This is a genomic window from Falsiroseomonas oryziterrae (assembly GCF_021864505.1).
Lineage (GTDB): Bacteria > Pseudomonadota > Alphaproteobacteria > Acetobacterales > Acetobacteraceae > Falsiroseomonas > Falsiroseomonas oryziterrae.
In genome coordinates this window covers 1-4,220 of the sequence record NZ_JAKJIB010000343.1, presented here as the reverse complement: position 1 = coordinate 4,220, position 4,220 = coordinate 1, and the positions used below count along the sequence as shown (strand labels likewise).

The window sequence follows — 4,220 nt, the reverse complement described above, 5'->3', positions numbered from 1 at the left end:
CGGGCAGTTGCGCCTCCGCGGGGCGCGCCGCGCGATTGTCTGGCTCGTTCATGGCCCTCATCTAGGGCGTTCTCCCTGCGTGTCGCGAGACCAACGCGCAGGCCCGGCATTCGGAGGCGTCGGAGCATGGCAGGCTATTTCCGCACCGCGCTGCTGCTCGCCGCGATGACGGCGCTGTTCGTGGGCGTCGGCTACGCGATCGGCGGCGAGCAGGGGATGGTGATCGCCTTCGGCCTCGCCTGCGCGATGAACCTGTTTGCCTGGTGGAACAGCGACCGCGTCGTGCTGGGCATGCACAACGCCCAGCCGATCGGGCCGCAGGACGCGCCGCGGCTCTACGACATGACTCAGGCCCTGGCGCAGCGCGCCGGGCTGCCGATGCCGCAGCTCTACGTGATCCACGAGGACCAGCCCAACGCCTTCGCCACCGGCCGCAGCCCGGAGAAGGGGGCGGTAGCGGTGAACACCGGCCTGCTCGACATGATGAGCGAGCGCGAGGTGGCCGGCGTGATCGCGCATGAGCTCGCGCATATCCGCAACCGCGACACGCTGATCATGACCATGACGGCGACGCTGGCGGGTGCGATCGGCATGCTGGCGCAGTTCGGCTTCATGTTCGGCGGGCGCGGCGGGAACGGGCGCTCGAATCCCTTCGGCCCGATCGGCACCATCCTGCTGATCATCCTCGCGCCGATCGCGGCGATGATCGTGCAGATGGCGGTCAGCCGGCAGCGCGAATACGAGGCCGACCGCGCCGCAGCCGAGATCACGGGCGACCCGCAGGGCCTCGCCTCGGCGCTGCTGCGGCTCGAGGACTACAAGCAGGGACGGGTGAACGAGGCGGCGGAGGCCAACCCGGCGAGCGCGCATCTCTTCATCATCAATCCGCTGTCGGGCCTTCGGATGGACGGGCTTTTCTCCACCCATCCGGCGACGGCGAACCGGGTCGCGGCGCTGGAGGAACTCGCGTCGCGCATGGGCCCGCCCGACACGGGGCCACGCATCCCGCGGCCGGGTCCGCGCGTTGGAGGGACACAACCCGGCCCCTGGAGCGCCACCGGTCGGCGAAATCCCTGGGGCTGACCCTTCAACCGGGCGGTTCCCATCCCAGATGGCGGACCGTCCCGCACAGGAGCTGCCGATGCCCTCCCTCCCCGAGGCATGGCGCCGACTACCCACGCCCGTGCGGTTCATGGCCTGCCATGCGGCGACCGGTTTCGGCATCTCCGCCCTCTTCGTCGGCGCGCTGCTGCTGACGAACCCGGGCGATGCCGGCACGCTGCTGCTCACCGCCGCCGATCACTGGTGGCCGGCGGCCGTGCTATGGTTCTTCATCGGTCTCACCTTCGGGTCGGTGCAGCTGGGCACGGCGGTGATGCTGCTCGGCGAGCGGGCGGAGCCTCCGCGCCCGCGCGGCGGCAGCGGCGCGCCGGTGGGCCTGGTGCCGATCCGGCTGCGCGTGCGACGCTGACCGCCGCACGCGCCGCCCGTCACGGCGCCTTGCGCACCCGCGTGGACCAGATGTGCCAGAAATACGTGGCGAGGATGCCGCCGACGACGACGTAGGCGAGCGGCTCGAGCCAGCCTTCGACGCGGTCGTAGTGCTCCTCCATGTAGTAGCCGGCGGTGGCGAGGAAGGTGATCCACACCGCGCTGCCGAGGGCGGTCCACACGTAGAAGACGCGCCGCGGGATGTGCGCGAGGCCGGCGGGGATCGAGATGACGGTTCGGATGCCGGGCAGCAGGCGGCCGAAGAACAGCGCGATGGGGCCGTGCTTCCGCAGCGTCGCCTCGGCCTTGTCGAAATCCTTGTCGTCCACCGCGAACCACCGCCCGTAGCGCGCGAAGAGCGGGCGGATGCGCGCCGAGCCGATGGCGCGCGCGAGCTCGTACCAGACGGCGTTGCCGGCCACCGTGCCGACGATGCCGGCGAGGATCGCCAGCGTGAAGCTCATCTGCCCGCGCGCCGCGGCGAAGCCGGCGAGCGGCATGATCACCTCCGACGGGATCGGCGGGAAGATGTTCTCGAGGAACATGAGCAGCATCACGCCCGGCCATCCGCCGGCCGCGACGATGTCGGTAACCCAGTTGATCATTGATCCATGCCCCCAGGCGCAGGGCGCGCGCTCCGCGCGCTTGGCTTGCGCGCCTCAGACGTGGCGTGCGGGGTGATGCGGTTGGTCGCCGCGCGAGGCCGCCCTGCGGCCGCGGCCCGCCGCGCGGGCCGTTCGTTCCGCTCGACGTCGTCGGTTGTCATCCATCCACTCCGAACAGGCTGATCGCGACGCGGCGGCCGCGGGAATAGTTGAAGCCGGTGACGGTGCCGTGCTCGCGCAACCGCAGGCCGCGCGACGCCGCCTCCGCGCGGAACGCGGCCTCGTCGCGATCGCCCACCGCAACGATGCGTGAGGGCTCGCCGGCCAGGAACGCTGCCGCGTCGGGCCCGCTCCGCAGCAGCCGGATCTCGGAGCCGAGCGCGAACATCAGCGACGGCTCGTGATAGCCCACGACGCCGAAACGCTCGTCATGGATTCCCGGTGAGGCGCGCTCTGCCAGCGCGGCGATGCGCGGCGAGACCCAGGGCGCGTGAAGCCGCGGCAGCACGCCTTCCAGCACCACCCAGTTGAGCGGCACCGCGGCGATGACCGCGAGCAGCGCCGCGCGGGCCGGCTGGCCGGCCTGGAGCGCGCGCAGCACGAGCAGGACGAGGAGCGCCGCCGCCGGCACCGCGAGCAGCGCGACGAGGGAGACCCCGCCATCGGCCAGCATCGGCAGCGCCACCGCCGCCGCTGCGAGGCCAAGCGCCGCGCCGCCCAGCGCCAGCAGCGAGAACCAGTGCAGCCAACGCGGCGGCTCGCGCCGCAGCGGGTCCATCGCGAAGGACGCCGCCAGCAGCATCAGCGCCGGGAAGGCCGGCAGCGTGTAGTGCGGCAGCTTGGTCGTCACCGCCTCGAACATCAGCCAGACGGGCACCGCCCAGGCGAGCAGGAAGCGCGTCGAGGGCTGCAGCCGGTCGGTCCAGGCATGCGGGATCGCGCGCAGCACCAGGAACGCCGCGGGAAAGGCCGCGAGGCCGAAGGTCAGCAGGTAGTAGCCCGGTGGGCCCCAATGGTTCTCGTCGGCGCTGCCGACCTTCGTCAGCATGTCGCCGCCGATGGCGTCGGTGATGAAGCGCCCCTCGGTCGCGATGGTGACCGCGACGAACCACGGCGCGGCGGCGAGCGCCATCAGCGGGATGCCCCAGGCGGGCCGCAGCGCGCGCAGCCAGGGGGCGCGGTTGCGCCAGGCGCGGTCCATGACGAAGAGCGTGATGCCGGCCAGCAGCGGCACCGAGGGTCCGATCGGGCCCTTCAGCAGGATGGAGGCGCCGAGCACCAGCCAGAAGGCCCCCGCCTGCGCGGCCGTGAAGGTCGCGGCGTTCAGGTAGGCACGGCCCATCAGCCCCATGGCGACGGCAACCGTGCCGAGCAGCGCCGCGTCGGTCTTGGCGATATGCGTCTCGATCGCCAGCACGAAGCAGCTTCCGAGCATGGCGGCGCCCAGGAAGGCCGCGCGCCGCCCGACCAGCGCCTTGCCGAGCTGGAAGGTCGCCAGCACGGCGACCAGCGCGCCGAGCAGCGAGGGGATGCGGTAGGCCCAGATGCTGTGCCGCGCGTCGTCGACGCCGATCGCCTCCAGTGCATGGACGCTCGCGGCCTGGGCCCAGTGGATGCCGGCCGGCTTCTTGTTGCGCTCGACCTCGCCGAGCTTGATGCGGACGTAGTCGCCGGTCTCCACCATCTGGCGGGTGGCCTGTGCGAAGCGGCTCTCGTCGCGGTCGCCGGGGGGGATGGTGAAGAAGCCCGGGATCCAGAGCAGGAGGCACAGCAGGGCGAGCCAGAGATGCGGCCGCCGCGTCTCCGGCAGCCGGTCCAGGACCTCCAGGGCACGCTGCATGGGGCGCGGCCCTAGCACGCCCCCTTGCCGGGGGCCATAAACCCCGACCCATGACATATGCCCTCAGACGCCGGGCGCCGGCTCCGCCGGCTTGGCTTCGCGCAGGCGACTGTCGGCCTTGTGGCCCGGTCGCCCGGTACGCGGGCCGCATCCGCGGCCTCAGCCGGCTCCGCCGGCTGCCTCGCCTTGTCTGACCGGCCCGCCCGTCCCGGCGGCACGGCCGGATACCCCGTCCGCAAGGCGGCGCTGGCGCTGCTCGACGCCGTGATGACCCGCCGAGGTCC

4 protein-coding genes are annotated in these 4,220 nt (G+C 72.4%); 2 read left to right on the top strand and 2 right to left on the bottom strand.

Features of this window, described 5'->3' with window-relative positions; genetic code table 11:
• Window positions 1-126: 126 nt before the first annotated feature.
• Window positions 127-1,083, top strand: a complete 957-nt coding sequence (gene htpX, locus L2I40_RS19715) for a zinc metalloprotease HtpX (protein WP_237216890.1) — start codon at window positions 127-129, stop codon at window positions 1,081-1,083.
• A 58-nt stretch (window positions 1,084-1,141) separates the two neighbouring features.
• A complete protein-coding gene (locus L2I40_RS19710; protein ID WP_237216889.1) occupies window positions 1,142-1,471 on the top strand; it encodes a hypothetical protein in 330 nt (109 codons plus the stop codon).
• A gap of 19 nt (window positions 1,472-1,490) precedes the next feature.
• Here L2I40_RS19710 and L2I40_RS19705 read toward each other — a convergent pair whose 3' ends face one another.
• Window positions 1,491-2,096 (bottom strand): DedA family protein, encoded by a 606-nt coding sequence (locus L2I40_RS19705; protein WP_237216888.1) that lies wholly within the window; start codon window positions 2,094-2,096, stop codon window positions 1,491-1,493.
• 157 nt (window positions 2,097-2,253) lie between these two features.
• The gene (locus tag L2I40_RS19700) at window positions 2,254-3,936 is read right to left on the bottom strand and encodes an ArnT family glycosyltransferase (protein ID WP_237216887.1); all 1,683 of its coding nucleotides are present in this window, start codon (window positions 3,934-3,936) and stop codon (window positions 2,254-2,256) included.
• Between the last annotated feature and the right edge of the window lie 284 nt (window positions 3,937-4,220).

Coding starts and splice junctions, on each gene's coding strand:
- L2I40_RS19700 (WP_237216887.1), bottom strand. CDS start 3,936: ATGCAGCGTGCCCTGGAGGTCCTGGACCGGCTGCCGGAGACGCGGCGG.
- L2I40_RS19710 (WP_237216889.1), top strand. CDS start 1,142: ATGCCCTCCCTCCCCGAGGCATGGCGCCGACTACCCACGCCCGTGCGG.
- L2I40_RS19705 (WP_237216888.1), bottom strand. CDS start 2,096: ATGATCAACTGGGTTACCGACATCGTCGCGGCCGGCGGATGGCCGGGC.
- htpX (WP_237216890.1), top strand. CDS start 127: ATGGCAGGCTATTTCCGCACCGCGCTGCTGCTCGCCGCGATGACGGCG.